Origin of the sequence: Streptomyces albus subsp. chlorinus, assembly GCF_013302895.1 — a bacterium.
GTDB classification, from domain to species: domain Bacteria; phylum Actinomycetota; class Actinomycetes; order Streptomycetales; family Streptomycetaceae; genus Streptomyces; species Streptomyces chlorinus.
In genome coordinates, this window is record NZ_VJOK01000001.1 from 556,817 (window position 1) to 572,687 (window position 15,871).

Genomic DNA, 15,871 nt, shown 5'->3' on the forward strand with positions numbered 1-15,871 from the left:
CGCGGGTGAGCGGTGAGCGGGCGGGCGGTTCAGCGGTGGAGCGGCGGCTCTCGCTGCTGGCCGACATCGGGGAGGCGATGAGCAGCACCCCGAGCCTGGACGAGGGGTTGCAGCACGTATGCCGGCTGCTGACCCGGCAACTGGCCGACTGGTCCGTGGTGGACCTGCTCGTGGAGCCCGATCAGCTGGAGCGGTCTGCGTCCAGCCACCGCGACCCAGGACGCTGGCCGCCGAGGCCCGCGCGGGCAGACTGCCCCGATGTCCGGGCGCGCGGGCCGCTGGCGCGGTGCTGCGCGGCGCCGGCCCGCTGCTGCTCACCGGGGCGCCGTCGCCGGGCGAGGCCGGCAGCCCCCTCGACTCCGGCTATGTCGACCTCTTCGCGCGGATGGGGGCGAGCAGTGCCATCGTCGCCCCGCTCCGGGCCCGGGGGACGGTCTTCGGCGCGCTGACCGTGGCCCGCACCGGGGCCCGGAAGCCGTTCGGCGAGGAGGAGCTGTCGCTGGTGGACGGGGTGACCCGCAACCTCGCCCTCGGCGTGGAGCGTGCCCGCCTGTTCCAGGAGACACGGCACATCGCCGAGCGGCTCCAGCGCTCCCTGCTGCCCGTGCTGCCCCGGATCCCCCACCTGCGGATGGCCGCCCGTTACGCGCCCTCCTCCACCACCGCGCAGGTCGGCGGCGACTGGTACGACTGCTTCACCGTCCCAGGCGGGCAGACCGCGCTGGTCATCGGCGACGTCACCGGCCACGACATCGAGGCGGCCGTCGCCATGAGCCAGTTGCGCAGCATGCTGCGGGGCATCGCCATCGACCGCCAGGAGCCGCCCGGCGAGGTGCTGCGCCGTCTCGACGTGGCGAACCACACCCTCTACCAGGAGGCCACCGCCACCTGCATCTACGCCCTTGTCACGGGCCCCGCGAACGGCCCCTGGGAGCTGAAGCATTCGTCCGCCGGGCATCTGCCGCCGCTGCTGACCACCAGCGAGGGACACACCCGCTATCTGGACGAGGGCTCGGGGCTGCTGCTCGGCATGGAACCCGACATGCCGCGCCCCGCCGCCACGGACGCCCTTCCGGCGCATTCGACGGTGCTGCTGTACACCGACGGGCTCATCGAGCGCCGCGACGAATCCCTCGACCGCGCGATGGAGCGGCTCCGCGACCACGCGGCGGCCCTGGCCCACGAGCCGCTCGACGTCTTCTGCGACGAACTGCTCATCGGCCTCGGCGCCGACAGCACCGACGACATCGCCGTACTCGCCGTCCGCCCGGTGCCGTCGCACTGAGCCGCCGGGCGCTCCGCCGCCCGTCGACGCCCCCGAAGACTGGGGGCATCCCGGCGGCTCCGACTCCCTTGTGTGTCAGGGGTATTGACGCCGCCGCGGCTGGTGGCCACTCTTACTGCTCGGTAGCACCGGGTCACGCGCCGCCGACGGCCGCGCCACCACCCCGCGCCAGCTCTGCCGCGCCACGCGCCCCACCGTCATGCCGCGCAGCCGTACCGCCGCACCGCCGCTTCCCGTCCGCCGTCACCCCTGTGAGGTCGCCATGCCCCCCTCCCCCAGGTCCGAGCGACAGTCCCGGACGCGGTCGCGTGCCGTGCTGGCCGCCGCGGTGGCCCTGCCGGCCACGGCAGCGCTCACCCTCGCCGGTGCCCCGTCCGCCACCGCGACGGCGCCCGGCTCGCCCGCGGCGCGGCAGGCCGTCGCCCACTACGTCTCGCTCGGGGACTCCTACACCTCGGGGCCGGGCATTCCGAACCAGACGGACGAGAACTGCCAGCGCTCCGACCGCAACTACCCCACACTGACGGCCGCCACGCTGGGGCCGGGCACCTTCGAGGACGTGAGCTGCGGCGGTGCCACCACCGCCGAGATGACCAGACCGCAGGGCAGCGCTCCCCCGCAGTTCGACGCGCTGGACAAGAACACCGACCTGGTCACCGTCGGCATCGGCGGCAACGACATCGGCTTCGCGGACATCGTCGCGCGCTGCGTGATCCTCGGCGCCCTGGTGCCGAACGGGTCGCCCTGCAAGGCCAGTTACACCCTCGGCGGCACCGACCAGCTGGCCGCGCGCATCCAGGCCACCGCCACGAAGATCGACGAGGTGCTGCGCGGCATCCACGACCGGGCACCCGCCGCGCGCGTCCTCGTCGTCGGCTACCCGGACCTGCTGCCCGAGGACGGGACGAACTGCCCCAGGACCGTCTCCCTCGCCAAGGGCGACGCGCCCTGGCTCCGGGACACCGAGAAGCGGCTGAACTCCATGCTCGCCGCACGTGCCGCGGCCGGCGGCGCCGAGTACGTGGACACCTACAGCTCCTCGGTCGGGCACGACATGTGCAAGCCTGTGGGAACCCGCTGGGTCGAGCCGCTCCAGGCGACCGACGCGGCCGGCTTCCATCCCAACGCCGCGGGCCACCGCGCGATGGCGGAAGCGGTACTGGCCGCCGCACGCGGCTGAGGCCCGGCGGCGCGCCGGGCCCCGGTCACGAGACGGGCCGGGGCTCCGGGAGGGGGAGTGGCCCCGGTGCCCCGGCCCGTCGCCTCAGCTGCCCAGCAGGGCGCGGAGTCCCGGCTGCAGGCGGTCCGCGTGCGCCTCGACCATGGCGTCGCACAGCTCCCAGATGCGCTCCGGGGGCAGCGTGGCGGCGGTGGCGGGGTCGGTCATCGCGGCCTGCCGGATGCGGACCGGCTCGTCCTCCAGCGCGGCGCGGACGACCAGGTCGACGGTGCTCAGATACGTGCGGTTGAGCCCGGCCAGCTGGGCGGGCAGCGGGCCGGTCCGGGTGGGCTGGACGCCCGAGGCGTCCACCAGGCAGGGCACCTCCACGGTGCCGTCAGCGGGCAGGTTGGGGATCAGGCCCCGGTTCGGCACGTTGCCGTAGACGGTGCGCGGGGTGCCGGTGACGATGCTGTGGATGATCTGCGGCGCGTACTCCATCGACCCCTCGACCTTGAGGGGGCGCCCGGCGGCGAGGGCGTCGCGGGTGCGCTCGTACTCGGCGACGTTCTCCTCCACGATGCCGAGGTAGGCGCCGACCGGCAGCCGGAGCCGCTCGATCTCGCTGTCATGCCGCAGGTACCAGGGCACGTACTCGGACGAGTGCTCGCTCGTCTCGGTCGGGTAGTAGCCCAGCCTGCGGTACATGTCCACGCGGGTACGGCGGCGCAGCTGCGGGTCCTCCTCGATGAGGGCGTCCAGCTTGCGGTACAGGTCGGTGCCGCCGTGGGTGAACTCCAGGATCCACGCCTGGTGGTTGACGCCCGCGGCGCGGTAGGCCACCTCCTCCAGCGGTACGCCCACCAGCTCGGCCAGCCCGTGCATCGTCCAGTACACCGAGTGGCACAGGCCCACCACGCGGGTCAGTCCGGTGGCCTGGGCCACGTACTGGACGTTCATGGCCATCGGATTGGTGTAGTTCAGCAGCCAGGCGTCGGGGCACACCTCGGTGATGTCCTCGCCGAGCGCCTTGAGCAGCGGGAAGGTGCGCAGGGCGCGGAAGATGCCGCCGATGCCGAGGGTGTCGCCGATGGTCTGCCGGATCCCGAAGCGGGCCGGCACCTCGAAGTCGGTGCGGGTGGCCTCGCCCATGCCGACCTGGACGCAGTTGATGACGAAGTCGGCGTCCCTGAGCGCCTCGCGGCGGTCGGCGTGCGTGGTGATGCGCGGGTCGGCGTCGCGGACCCGGGCGATGTGGCGGGCCGCGGCCTGGGACGTCTCCAACCGCTCGGGGTCGATGTCGTGCAGGGAGATGTGGGCCTTGCGCAGCTCGGGGAAGGCGAACAGGTCGGCGAGGAGCCCCTGGGTGAAGACGACGCTGCCGGCGCCGATGAAAGTGATCTTGGGGGTCGCGCTGGTGGTCATCACGCATTCTTCCGTTCGGTGGTGGTGGGCGGGCCGGCGGCACCGGCCGGGACGGCCGTGCGGGCGCGGGCTTCCTCCCAGGTGGGCTGGGCCGGGGTGCCGCCGTGCGCGCGGGTCGACAACGCGCCGCAGACGGCGGCCATCTCGAGCGCCTCGGACAGCGGCAGCCCGGCCAGGTTGGCGGCGACGAACCCGGCGTCGAAGCTGTCGCCCGCGCCGACCGTGTCGCGCGGGGTGACGCGGATTCCCGGTGCGGTCAGCAGGGTGCGCCCGTCGTGGGCGAGAGCACCGTCCGCGCCGTTCTTGACGACGGTGACCGGGCCGCCGGCGGCCAGCCGCGCCGCCGCCTCGGCGGGCGAACCGCCGCTGCCGAGACCGGCCAGGGCGAGCGCCTCCGCCGCGTTGGGCAGCAGGTAGTCGGTGACGGCGAGCACCGCGGCCAGCCCTTCGGGGTCCCAGCGCCCGGCCGGGTCGTCGTTGGTGTCCAGCGAGGTGGTGGCACCGCGGAAGCGCGCGGTGCGCAGCAGCGCGGGCAGGGCGCCGGCGAGCCGCGGCATCAGGAAGTAGGAGGCGGCGTGGACGTGCCGGGCGGCCGTCAGCAGGCGGTGGGGCACGTCCGCTCCGCTGGTCGCGGCCAGGGCGCCGGGGCTGGTGAGGATGGCCCGGTCGGCCCCGGTCCCCTCTCCCCGGGTGACGACGACGGTCAGCGGCGTGGGCAGGTCCGGGTCCACGCGCAGCGCCGCGGTGTCGACACCGCGGACGGCGAGGGCGTCCCGGACGAACTCGCCGGCCTCGTCGTCGCCGACGCGTCCGGCCAGAGCGACCTGCAGGCCGAGCCGGGCCGCACCGCAGGCCATGATCGCCGCGGAGCCGCCGAGGGTCAGCGTTCCGGAGCCGACGAGTTGTTCGCGCTGCTCGAAGGCGAGCGGGCCGTCCAGCGGCCCGACGACGACATCCGGGTTGACGTCGCCGATCACGAGCAGGTCGTAGTCGTGGGGCATGGGTCCTTCCAGGCATGGGAGTGCGGTACGTACCGGCACGGTGGTGGGGGCGGGTCCGGGCGCGGGGCCCGTGCGTCCGCCGGGAGTCTCAGCCCTTGAGGCCGGTGGAGGTGAGGGAGCGGATGAACGACTTCTGCGCGCCGAGGAAGGCCAGCAGGACGGGCAGCACGGTGAGCACGTTCCCGGCCATCACGGCCGACCACCGGGTGTGGTGCTGGCCCTGGAAGGTGGTGAGACCGAGCTGGAGGGTGTACTGGGTGTCGTGGTTGATGGCGATCAGCGGCCAGGTGAGGTCGTTCCAGGTGGTCAGGAAGGTCAGGACGGCGACCGTGCTCAACGCGGGCCTGGACAGCGGCAGCACGATGGTGAAGAGCACCCGCAGCCGCGAGCAGCCGTCGAGCCAGGCCGCCTCCTCCAGTTCGCGGGGCAGCGAGAGGAAGAACTGCCGCAGCAGGAAGACCGCGAACGGGGTGACCAGGGAGGGCACGATCAGCGCGCCGAGCGTGTCGATGAGGCCGAGCCGCTTCATCACCAGGAAGGTGGGGATCATCGTCAGCTGGAACGGCACGGCCATGGTCGCCAGCATGAGCACCAGCAGCGTCCGGGAGCCGGCGAACCGCATCCGGGCGAACGCGTAGCCGCCCAGGGAGCCGAACAGCAGATTGGCGGCGACGGCGACGGCCGAGACGATGAACGAGTTGAGGAACCAGCGCGGGAACAGGGCGTTGCCCAGCACGTACCGGTAGCCGCCCAGGTCCAGGTGGGAGGGCCACAGCGCCGGGGGGAACCGGTTGATCTCCGCGTTGCTCATCACCGAACTGAGCAGCAGCCACACCAGCGGCAGCGCGAACAGCAGCGCCAGGGGCGCCAGCAGCAGGTGCCAGGCGCTGAAGGGGAGCCACGAGCGGCGCCGGGCGGTGCCCGGGAGGGTGTCCGCCGCCGTGGTGCGGCGACGGGTGCCGGTGCGCGGGGCTGTGAGGGTCATCGTGCGGCTCCTTCGGTCTGCCCGGCCGCGCCGCCCCGGCCGCCGCGGTCGGACCCGGTGCGGGCGCGCCGCTCCGTGCGGCCGCGGACGAGCCGCATCACGACGCCGGTCAGGCACAGCGCCACGGCCAGCACGTAGGCGGCGGCGGCCCCGTATCCGGCGGTGAAGCTCTTGAACGCCTGCTCCCAGATGAAGTAGACGACCACCGTGGTGGAGCCCAGCGGTCCGCCCTTGGTGGTGACGTACACCAGGTCGAAGACCTGGAGGGACTGGATGATCTGCCACAGGACGAGGAAGACGGTGACCGGCGTGAGCGCCGGGAGGGTGACGTGCCGCAGGATGTGCCGGCGGCCCGCCCCGTCCAGCCGCGCCGCCTCGATCAGGGACTCGGGCACGTCCTGGAGAGCGGCCAGATAGACCACGACGCAGAAGCCGGTGCCGCTCCACAGGGTGATGCCCACCAGCACCAGCAGCGCCTGGCCGGGGTCGGTCAGGAAGCCCTGCGTCGAGAGGCCCAGCCTGCTGAGCACCGAGTTGGCCATGCCGAACTCGGGGTCGAGGATGAAGGAGAAGAGCACGCCCTGCGCCGTGGCGGAGACGACGAACGGCACGAAGATCAGCGTGCGGTAGAGGCCGACGAGCCGGATCCGCCGGTTCAGCGCGAGGGCCAGTGCCAGGCCGCCGACCAGGCTGAGCGGCACGTACAGCACCGTGTACAGCAGGGTGTTGCGGACCGCCTGGCTGAAGTGCGGGTCGGCGGCCAGCGCCCGGTAGTTGTCCAGGCCGACCCAGCGGCTGGGGGTGACCAGGTCGTTGGCCTGGAAGGACAGCAGCAGCGACCAGACGACCGGGAGGACGCTCAGTCCCAGGATGACGAGGACGGCGGGTGAGACGAAGGCCCACGCGGTGGTCTGTTCGCGGCGGCGGGCGGCACGCCGGGCACGCCGCCCCTCGGCGGGGCCGGGCTTCGGGGAGCCGGAGTGGGAGGTGCGCCGGGCGGTGGGCGGGCTCGCCACCGTGAGAGGCGCGGGATGTTGGGGCATCGTGGCTCCTCAGCGAGGTATCAGGAGGGCGGCGTTGGCCTCGTCGGCGCAGGAGCGCAGTGCCGCGCGGGGGCTGCTCCTGCCGAGCAGCACCGAGATGATGGCCTGGCCCACCGCTTGGGAGACCTGGGGGTAGGCCGGGTGCGCGGGGCGTACCCGGGCGCTCTCCAGCGCCTTGGTGAAGGTCGCCAGCCCCGTGGTGTCGCGGGCCTTGCGCTGCCAGAGCGGCAGGGCCTGTGCCTGCCTGCTCAGCGGCAGGCTGCCCGCCTCCACGTCCCAGCGCACGTCCTGGGCGGGGCGTGCCAGCCAGTCCACGAAGGTACGGGCGGCGCGCACCCGCGCGGAGCCGTTGTCGAAGACCGTCCAGGTGTCGGGTCCGGAGATGGTCACGGGCCGGCCGGAGAAGCTGGGCAGCGGCACGACGTGGTAGTCGATCTTCGCCTGCCGGATGTCGGGCAGCTGCCAGGGACCGGTGAGGGCCATGCCCATCCGGCCGGACATGAACACCTGGTACATCTGCTCGCCGCCGGGCTTGGGGTCGATGTAGACGCTCTTGTCCCGCGCCAGCGCCTCCACGACCTCCAGGGCGCGCTCGCCCTGCTTCGCGAACCCGATGCTGCGCCCGTCGTCGCCGACGATGTCGCCGCCCAGGTCCCAGATCATGGGCCACAGGCGCCAGACCGTGTCCTCGTCGCCCGTGCCGGGCCAGCCGGTGCCGAACCTGCCGCCCTTCTTGTCGGTCAGCTTCCGCGCGACCGTGACGAAGTCGTCCCAGCTCCAGCCCGCTTCGGGCAGATCGAGGCCGGCCCGGGCGAAGAGCTTCTTGTTGCAGACCACGGCGAGCGCGTCCACCAACGCGGGCGCGGCCCGGACCCGCCCGTTGAGGGTGACGGCTTCGCGGGCGGGGGCCCAGTAGTTCTTCCACGGGGTGCTCGCGGAGCCGACGGTGTCGGTCAGGTCGACGACCTGGGGGCTGCGTGCGACATTGGCCAGGTCGGAGCCGAAGATGTAGGCGATGTCGGGGTAGGCGCCGGAGGCGAGGGCCGCGGTCACCTTCTGGAGCATGGCGTCGGCGAGCACACCGCCCCCCATGTCGACCCGGATGTGCGGGTGGCTGCGCTCGAAGTCGTCCACCAGCCGGCGCAGCGCGGCCCGTGCGGTGTCGGCCTGGCCGTGCCACAGCTCGATCGTGACCCGGCCGCCGGCGTCGGCGCCGTCGTCCTTCTCGGCGCCGCAGCCGGTCATCGCCGTCCCGGCGGCCGCGGCCAGCGCCAGCGCGCCGCCGCCGCGTACGATCCCGCGGCGCGAGGGCCCGGGGAGAGGGGCACCGCTGGGTACGGCCATCAGTACCTCCGGAGGAAGGGGTGCGGTTACGTCGGGAACGCCACGGGTGGAGCGGCGTACGTTCAGGCGCCACTGCGCCATGCGTCATGCGTTCGTGCGCATGCGTGGACACGCGCGCCGCTCACGGGGACCCGTGCGGTGACAAAGGTGGTGCGGGGAACGGGACGGCGGGATCAGCCGTCGCAGGTCTCCCGGACGTAGCCGGCCTTGGAGGGAGGCACGACGTTCAGGTCGCGGCGCACGATGCTCAGCTGGTCGCCCCAGCCGTCGCACGCCTTGGCGAGGCCGTCCTTGGTGTACTCGATGACGACGACGTGGTCACCGAACTCCTTGGTGTAGCTCTCGCACTCGTCCCACTGGCCGCACTGCTCGGCGACCGCGAAGTCGAAACCGTTCGCGGTGTGTGCGCCGGCCAGCTCGGAGGCGTTCTTCTGCCCGACGGCCAGGCCCTTGCTGTGCGCGTGCTCGGTCAGCAGGCGGGCGTACTCCTGGGCCTGAGTGGTGTTGAGGAGCTTCTCGGACCGCTCGTAGCTGTCGAAGTTGTCCGGCTCGACCGCCTGGAAGCCCTTGGCGGCGCACTCGTCGATCCAGCCGTTGACCTTCGCGGCGATCCGCTCGCGCTTCTTCGCCGTCCGCAGGTCGAGAAGGGCTTCGCCGTCCCACTCGCCGTCGTAGATGACCTTGCCGTCCGCGTCCTTCAGCAGCAGGTCGGAGTCCCACTGGTTCGCGGCGCCCGGCTGGGTCTGGTAGGCGTTCACGTAGCAGATGTTGTAGAGCCCGGCGGCCGGTTCGGCCGTGTGGTCACGGGTGACGACACCGACACCGGCCGGGGGCTTGTAGGCGCCGCCGATCTGGTAGTCGAAGCCGGCGTGCGCCGGGGGCAGCTTCAGGTCCTTCGCTGCCGTGCGGTCCTGGGTGGATGGGTGTTCTTCCTCGGCCGCTGCCGAGGAAGCGTTGACCTGTGCGGCCGTCAGCAACAGGGCCGCCGCTGCGACGGCGGCTCCGAGTGCCCTGTGCGGGCGTCGACGGACAGCGTGCATCGTCGAACTCCAGAGAAGTGGAGGGTACGTCCCCGCCTCGGACGCAGGGTCCTGGCGACTCAGTCCGGGCTCGCGGCAGGGCCGCATACCGGCTGGGCGTACCGTCTGACGTCGAGTACTCGCCTACGACGTGCCACGGAGTAAACCCACCGCCGCACCCGGTGTCAAGAGTTCACTCCTGCTCGAAACCGCGTTCTTTTACGCACCTTTGCGCAGGGAGGGAGCGCGCCCGTACCGCCGCCGTGGCTCCCTCCGCGCGAGGCGGTAAGGGCGGCTCGCCGCGGGCGGAGGCGGGGAATCCGCGCACGGTGCCGGCCGGGTCCGGCCGCGTCGGGGACGGCCGTCCTGCCGGGGGTTCCAGCCCGCGGGAAGGGCCGCGGGGAGCCCGGCTCGCTGCTGGGCTTTGCCGGCGGTCTCGCCGCCCGGCTCACGGCCGCCGACGAGGAGCCTCAGCGGGGGTTGTTCCCGCCGAGGGACGGCGGGTGGCCCGGCCCCGCAGGGGAGGCCGGGCCACCCGCCACCGGGGGGTCAGCTCCCGCGGGTGGCCCCGGCCGGTTCGGCGGCGGGCCTGCGGCCCGCCTTGTCCACGACGGCGTGCTGGATCACGGCCGTACTCGACAGCAGCGTGCCCGCCTTGCCGTAGTCGGTGGCCTCGGTCAGGTAGCTGCGGGAGCCGAGGAAGGAGTAGTCGCCCTTCGCGAAGACCCATTCGGTGCGGACGCCGTGCCGCCTGTCGTCACGGGCGATGCCCAGACCCCGCCGCCCGAGCGCGTCGTGGGCCTGCGGGGCCCGCTCGACGCCGGGGATGCGGGCCGCCGCCTGGTAGAGCGCGGCGGCGGTACGCGGCGGGGTCAGCCTGCCGAGCAGGTCCCCGATCTCCTCGAACACCTGCTGGTCGCGCTCCCGGCCCTCCGCCTTCGGGGTCTTGTCGTAGAGGTAGGCCAGCAGCTTGCCGGGGTCGGTGGGCAGCGAGCCGAGCCAGCGGTAGGTGGGACGGCTGAGCCCGGCCGGGGTGCCGTCGGTGTCACCCAGTTCGGCGTTGATGGGCAGCGTCTCCCCGTCGACCCGGGTGAGGCCGAGCTTGTGCAGGCGGCCCGGCTTCTGGGCGGCCCAGGTCTCCCGCGCCTTCAGCGGGCCGACCACCGCCTTCCCGCTGGTGATGTCGGCCTCGCGGACCTTCTCCCTGGTGTAGACGAACTGGTCGTCCCGGACGGTGGGGGTGTCGCGCTGCTGCGTGGCGTCGGAGATCCGGTGCAGCAGGGCGGCGGCGGGCCGCATCTCGGCGGCGTGCCGGGTGCCGGGGTCGTCCCGGTCGCCGGAGAGCGTGAGGCCGGCGGTGAGGGCGCCGGCCAGGGCGAGGGCGGTGACCGGCGCCAGGAGGGCGGGCCGCAGCAGCCGGCGGGCGGGCCGGTCAGAGGTCAGGTCACGGTCGATGTGGCGCATCAGCAGATCCTTGTGACGGAGGTGCTGCTCGCGCGAGAGGTCCGCTTCGGCCGGGGCCGGCAGCAGACGGGCGAGCTGGTCGCGATCGCCGTCCCGCTCCGGGTCCGCGGGGTTCGGGGACGCGGAAGTGGTGGTGTGCTTCATGTGGGCTCCTCCCGCACGGGCAGGGCCGCGAGTGCGGCCGCACTTGTCATCTCTCCGCGGGCGGCCGGGGGTTCCGGATTTTCTTCCGCGAGCCGGGCCAGCTTCTTGCGGGCGCGGGAGAGGCGGGACCGCACCGTGCCGACGGCGATGCCGAGGGCCTGGGCGGTCTGCTGGTAGTCCAGGCCGGACCACACGCACAGGGCCAGCACCTCGCGCTCCTGCCGCCGCAGCTTCCCCAGGGCCGCCTGGATCGCGCGGAGGCGCCGCTCGTCGTCGATGCGCCCGACCGTGGTGGGCGCGAAGTCCTCCACCTCGCGCGGCCGGGGCTGGCGCGCCAGGAAGAGCATCCGCCTGCGCAGGCCCCGGCGGGCGTTGTCCGCCTTGTGGGTGGCGATGCCCAGCAGCCAGGGCAGCAGCGGGCCGCCCTCCTCATCCACCTTCTCCCGGTTCCGCCAGGCGGCCAGGAACGTCTCGGACATGACTTCTTCGGCCGTCGACCAGTCGCCGGTCAGCCGCAGCGCGTGGTTGTAGACGGCGCGGGCACACTCCTCGTACAGCTGGGCGAACGCCGCGCGTTCCCCCTCGCGCACGCGTCGGCGTACCTCGTTCTCTGAGTCCCTCACACCTGTCTCCTCTCCGCGGGACGGGAGGGGTTCCTGTGGTCCGCGTCACGCACCGGTGCGTCCACCGGAGGGCAGGGCGCGGCGGCGGTCCCCGGCCGGCCGCTCAGCGGCGGACCAGCAGGCCGCGGTCGAGGGCCACGACCACCGCATGGGTGCGGTCGCTGACATCCAGCTTGGCGAACACCCGCAGCAGGTGGGTCTTCACGGTCGCCTCCGCGATGTGCAGCCGCTCACCGATGGCGGCGTTGGACAGCCCGTCGGCGGCGCCGTTCAGCACGTCCAGCTCCCGTGGCGTGAGGGCGGCGGCCGGGGGCCGGCGCAGCCGGGCGACCAGGCGCTCGGCGACGCGGGGCGCGAGCACCGTCTCCCCTCGGGAGGCGGCGTGGACGGCGTCGGCGAGCTGTTCGCGGGTGGCGTCCTTGAGCAGGTAGCCGACCGCGCCCGCCTCGACCGCCCGCTCGATCTCCGCATCGGTGTCGTACGTCGTCAGGATCAGCACCCTGGCCGGCGCCGGGCCCGCGACGACGCGCTCGGTGGCGCTCACCCCGTCGAGCACCGGCATGCGCAGGTCCATGAGGGCGACGTCCGGCCGGAGCGACTCGATCAGGGAGACCGCCTCCCGTCCGTCCCCCGCCTCACCGACCACGGTGATCGAGGGTTCGGGGGCCAGCAGCGCCACCACCCCGGCCCGCATCACCGCGTGGTCGTCCACGACGACGACCCGGACGGCGCTCCGGCCGCCGGGCGAGGTCCCGGCACTCGCGGGCGGGCTCACGCGGCGGCCCCCTCACGCACCGGCAGCGCGGCCAGTACCCGGGTGCCCTCCCCCGGCGCACTGGTGACGGTCAGCTCCCCGCCCAGTTCCGCCAGGCGCCTGGCCATGCCGTCCAGTCCGAATCCGCTCGCCCGGGCCACCACGAAACCCCTTCCGTCGTCCGTGATCTCCAGCTCGACGCAGCCGTCACCGCCGGTCAGCACGACGCCGACGTGGGTGGCGGCCGCGTGCTTGCGCACGTTGGCGAGCGACTCCTGGGCGCAGCGCAGCAGCGCGATCCGGGTCGGCTGGTCGCACGCCAGGTCCGGCAGCTCGGCGTCCACGGCGATCCCCGTGTCCTGCGCGAACCGGTCCAGCGCGCGGCGCAGGGTCCGCGCGACCGAGCCGGGGGCGATCCCCTCACGCGGGGCCGACCCGACCAGCACCCGGGCCTCGGCCAGGTTCTCGCGGGCGGTCCGCTCGATGGACTCCAGCTGGCGCAGGCTCTTCGCCGGGTCGGCCGCCACGTTCTCCCGCGCCGCCTCGGCCAGCACCACGATGGAGGCGAACCCCTGGGCGAGGGTGTCGTGGATCTCCCGCGCCATGCGCTCCCGCTCCTCGGCCGCGCCCCGCCGCTGGTGGGCCCGCACCAACTCCCGCTGCGCGTCCTGGAGTTCGGTGCCCAGACGGTGGGCACGCGCCTCGCCCTGCTCCAGGACGCGGCGCGCCCACAACCCCAGGCCGACACCGGCGGCGTAGCCGAACGCGGTGATCGTCAGGTCGCCGCCGAAGAACTCCGGGTCCCACTGTTCGCGCGGCAGCCCCGCCACCACCGAGACCACCGCGGCGGCCCCGCTCCAGAGCACCGGGGCGCGCGAGCCGCGGGTGTGGATCCAGAACAGCGGCAGTGACACCACGAACAGGGCCGCCCCGCCGCCGAGGAGGGCCGACAGCACGCCCATCCCCGCGACGAGCACGGTGAGGAAGGCCCTCGGCCGCACCGCCGGCCGCTCGGCGCGGCCGCGCAGGCTGGCGTAGCACAGTCCGAGCGCGACCACCACGGCCCAGGCGAGCAGCCGCGTAGGGGTGGGCTCGTCGGCGACGCCGATGGCCGGGGGCGCCAGCCCGAACAGCACCCAGCCGGCCGAGTACCACCGGTGGAAGGTGGCAGCCGGGGCCCGTTCACCGAGCTGAGAGGCAGGAGGCATGGCCTCACCCTACGTGCGCGAGCGGACGCCGAGCCGGTGCGCTCCCGCTCTCCCGGCGGGGGCGCGAGGGCCACCAGTTGGCCTCGCCGAGCAGCAGCATCAGCGCGGGCAGGACCAGCAGGCGGATGACGAAGGCGTCCAGCAGCACGGCGACGGACAGGCTGAAGCCGATCTGCTTCATCTCGATCAGGTGGAGTGCGGCGAAGCTGGCGAAGACGGTCACCATGACCACCGCCGCGCTGGTCACCACGCCCGCCGAGCTGCGGACGCCCGCCCTGACCGCCTCCCGGGTGGGGGAACCGGCCCGGACGGCTTCCTGGATCCGGCTGACCACGAACACCTGGTAGTCCATGGAGAGGCCGAAGAGGATGACGAAGAGGAACAGCGGCACCCGGGAGCCGATCGACCCGGTGGAGGTGAAGTCGAGCAGGTCCTCCGCCCAGTGGTGCTGGAAGACGGCCACCAGCACACCGAGCGATGCCGCGGCGGACAGCAGGTTCAGCAGGGCACCGGCCAGGGCGAGCACCACCGAGCGGAACGCCCAGACGGTCATCGCGAAGGTGACGAGCAGCAGCGCGCCGATGACCAGGGGGAGTTGCCGCTTCTGGTGCTCGGGGTAGTCGGCGTAGCGGGCGACGTCACCGGTCACGGCGATCTCGGCACCGGGAAGTGCGGCGGCGGCCCTGGGTACGTACCGGCCGCGGAGGCGCTCCAGCGAGGAGCGGGCCTCGTCGGTGCTCACATGGTGGGGCACGGGCAGCTCCAGCACGGTGGTCCGGCCGTCGGACGAGGCACGGAGCCGGGAGCTGCCGGCCAGTGCCGGGTCCTGCTTCGCGTCCCGCGCGAGGACGCGCAGCGCCGAGGAGACCCGCCCGGCCCGGTCCGCGCCGTCCCGTACGACGACCCGGTGGGCCGCCTTCAGCTCGGGGAAGGCGGTGTTGAGCCGGTCGAAGGTCTGCATCACCGGAACGGACCGCGGGTGGGTCTCGCGTCCCATGTCGGTCAGATTGATGCCCAGCAGGGGCGCCGCCAGTGCGAGCAGCACCGCCACGGCGAGCCCGAGCGTGACCGCGGGGCGCTTCTCGACGCGGGACAGCAGCGCCTCGGTGATCCGGCCGGTGCGCCGGCGCCGCGCCCAGGTCCGTCCGGTGCGCCGGGCGGAGTCCGCCGCACCGGACGCCGCCCTCCGGGTGGCACGGCGTTCGGCGCGGCGTTCGGCGCGCTCGCCCAGCTTCGCCAGCAGCGCGGGCAGCACCGTCAGGGAGCTGACCACGGCGACGAGTGTGACGAGTACGGCCCCGGTGGCGAGCGAGGAGAAGATCACGTCGTCGGCCAGGTAGAGCGTCGCGCTGGAGACGGCGACGGCCAGGCCGGACAGGACGACCGCGCGGCCGGAGGTGGCGGCCGCCAGCTCGACCACCGCACGCGAGCTGAGCCGCCCCCGCGCCCTGGCCCGCTCCTCGCGTTCCCGTTTGAGGTAGAAGAGCGTGTAGTCCACGCCGACGGCCAGCCCGATCAGCAGGATGACGTTGGTGCCGACGCCCGCGTCGGGGAAGAGGTGCGAGGCCAGCATCGACAGCCCGACGGCGGCGACGATGGACGTCAGTGCCAGCAGCAGCGGCACCACCGCCATCGCCACCGAGCCGAACACCAGCAGCAGCGTCACCAGGGTGACCGGCAGCGCGATCTGCTCGGTGCGGGCCAGTTCCTTGGAGCGCAGCTCGTCGACGCCCTTGCTGACGGACGCTCCCCCGACCTCCTCGATCCGCAGCCCGGGGTGGCCGGCGGCGGCCCTGCCGGTCTCGGCCAGCAGCGGCTCCACATGCTTCTTGCCGTCGAGTTCCGGGCCCTTCAGCGTCACGGAGATCCGCAGGGCGCTGCCGTCGGCGGCGCGCACGGGCGCGCTGACGGAGCGGACCTCGGGCAGCTTCCGCATCCGGGCCGCGACGTCGGCGGCAGCGGCCCGCGCCCCGCTGCCCTTCAGCGAGCGGCCCCTCCCCTCCCCCGGTGCCCTGGTGATCAATATCTGCTCCACCGGGCGCTGTTGGAGTCCTCCCTCGGCGGCGAGGGTCTCGGCCCGTCCCGCCTCACCGATGCGGAAGTCCTCGGTGGTGGCCGTGTGGGAGCCCGCGGAGAGTCCGGCACCCAGGCACAGCGCCACGAACAGGAACCACCCCGCGATGGCCTTCCACGGGTGCGCCGCGCTGTGGCGTGCGGCTTTCACCAGCAATGTCGTCATGCGTTCATGCTGGTCGCCGCGGTACGGCCGCCGACAGCACCGGCAGATGGAACCTGCCGTCAACCGACCGGTGGACCCTTCGGTACCGCTGGAGGAACCCCGGGGCGCGGTCGCGGGTGCCCGGAGGGCGGCGCCATCGCCGCCTCGCCCGTGCCCGGCGCCGGGGGACGTCGCGGAT

General features: G+C 73.6%; 13 protein-coding genes. 2 read left to right on the top strand and 11 right to left on the bottom strand.

Going from position 1 to position 15,871, the window contains the following annotated elements:
* Positions 1–286: 286 nt before the first annotated feature.
* Complete coding sequence (locus FM076_RS33300; RefSeq protein WP_345944863.1) at positions 287–1,285, top strand: PP2C family protein-serine/threonine phosphatase; 999 nt, start codon at positions 287–289, stop codon at positions 1,283–1,285.
* 262 nt (positions 1,286–1,547) lie between these two features.
* A complete protein-coding gene (locus tag FM076_RS02595; protein WP_173868326.1) occupies positions 1,548–2,465 on the top strand; it encodes an SGNH/GDSL hydrolase family protein in 918 nt (305 codons plus the stop codon).
* 84 nt (positions 2,466–2,549) lie between these two features.
* Here FM076_RS02595 and FM076_RS02600 read toward each other — a convergent pair whose 3' ends face one another.
* The 11 genes from FM076_RS02600 to FM076_RS02650 all read right to left on the bottom strand — a co-directional run bounded on the left by FM076_RS02600 (position 2,550) and on the right by FM076_RS02650 (position 15,693).
* Positions 2,550–3,869 carry an alpha-glucosidase/alpha-galactosidase gene (locus FM076_RS02600; RefSeq protein ID WP_173868327.1) on the bottom strand — a complete coding sequence of 440 codons (1,320 nt, stop codon included), beginning with the start codon at positions 3,867–3,869 and terminating at the stop codon, positions 2,550–2,552.
* On the bottom strand, positions 3,869–4,870 hold the full coding sequence (locus tag FM076_RS02605; RefSeq protein ID WP_173868328.1) for a carbohydrate kinase family protein: 1,002 nt from the start codon (positions 4,868–4,870) through the stop codon (positions 3,869–3,871). The genes FM076_RS02600 and FM076_RS02605 overlap by 1 nt, the downstream gene beginning before the upstream one ends.
* A gap of 88 nt (positions 4,871–4,958) precedes the next feature.
* The gene (locus tag FM076_RS02610; RefSeq protein ID WP_173868329.1) at positions 4,959–5,855 is read right to left on the bottom strand and encodes a carbohydrate ABC transporter permease; all 897 of its coding nucleotides are present in this window, start codon (positions 5,853–5,855) and stop codon (positions 4,959–4,961) included.
* The gene (locus FM076_RS02615) at positions 5,852–6,898 is read right to left on the bottom strand and encodes a carbohydrate ABC transporter permease (protein ID WP_173868330.1); all 1,047 of its coding nucleotides are present in this window, start codon (positions 6,896–6,898) and stop codon (positions 5,852–5,854) included. Before FM076_RS02615 ends, FM076_RS02610 begins: the two co-directional genes overlap by 4 nt.
* Positions 6,899–6,907: 9 nt before the next feature.
* Positions 6,908–8,242 carry an ABC transporter substrate-binding protein gene (locus FM076_RS02620; RefSeq protein WP_173868331.1) on the bottom strand — a complete coding sequence of 445 codons (1,335 nt, stop codon included), beginning with the start codon at positions 8,240–8,242 and terminating at the stop codon, positions 6,908–6,910.
* Between the two features lie 173 nt (positions 8,243–8,415).
* Entirely contained in the window at positions 8,416–9,282 is an 867-nt protein-coding gene (locus tag FM076_RS02625; protein ID WP_173868332.1) for an endo alpha-1,4 polygalactosaminidase, read from the bottom strand.
* A 528-nt stretch (positions 9,283–9,810) separates the two neighbouring features.
* Positions 9,811–10,869, bottom strand: a complete 1,059-nt coding sequence (locus tag FM076_RS02630; RefSeq protein ID WP_173868333.1) for a CU044_5270 family protein — start codon at positions 10,867–10,869, stop codon at positions 9,811–9,813.
* Entirely contained in the window at positions 10,866–11,492 is a 627-nt protein-coding gene (locus FM076_RS02635; RefSeq protein WP_173868334.1) for a sigma-70 family RNA polymerase sigma factor, read from the bottom strand. Before FM076_RS02635 ends, FM076_RS02630 begins: the two co-directional genes overlap by 4 nt.
* 103 nt (positions 11,493–11,595) lie before the next feature.
* Complete coding sequence (locus FM076_RS02640) at positions 11,596–12,267, bottom strand: response regulator transcription factor (protein ID WP_345944864.1); 672 nt, start codon at positions 12,265–12,267, stop codon at positions 11,596–11,598.
* Positions 12,264–13,454, bottom strand: a complete 1,191-nt coding sequence (locus tag FM076_RS02645) for a sensor histidine kinase (protein WP_173868335.1) — start codon at positions 13,452–13,454, stop codon at positions 12,264–12,266. The genes FM076_RS02640 and FM076_RS02645 overlap by 4 nt, the downstream gene beginning before the upstream one ends.
* A gap of 4 nt (positions 13,455–13,458) precedes the next feature.
* Positions 13,459–15,693, bottom strand: coding sequence for an MMPL family transporter (locus tag FM076_RS02650; protein WP_173868336.1), 2,235 nt, complete (start codon positions 15,691–15,693; stop codon positions 13,459–13,461).
* Positions 15,694–15,871 lie beyond the last annotated feature (178 nt).